Genomic DNA, 233 nt, shown 5'->3' on the forward strand with positions numbered 1-233 from the left:
GGCCTCCCCGGCACGGGGCTGGTGGCCTTCGGCGCCTTCGCCTTCGACGAGGAGTCGGCCGCCGACAGCGTGCTCGTGGTGCCCACGAAGGTGCTCGGTCGCCACGGAGACCGGTTCTGGGAGACCCGCATCCGCCTCGCCGGAGCATCGGATCCCGACGAGGAGTTCGCCACCCACCCGTACGGACCCCACTGGGCGGGCACTGTCGGCCCCGGTGCGCAGAGCCCGCAGGG

General features: G+C 73.8%; 1 protein-coding gene. It reads left to right on the forward strand.

Features of this window, described 5'->3' with window-relative positions; genetic code table 11:
- Positions 1-233, forward strand: a 233-nt coding sequence (locus tag SB660_RS24020; RefSeq protein WP_410585141.1) for a hypothetical protein, incomplete at both ends; no start/stop codon positions are given.

Source organism: Bacillus sp. SIMBA_005, assembly GCF_046535585.1.
Classification (GTDB): domain Bacteria; phylum Bacillota; class Bacilli; order Bacillales; family Bacillaceae; genus Bacillus; species Bacillus pumilus.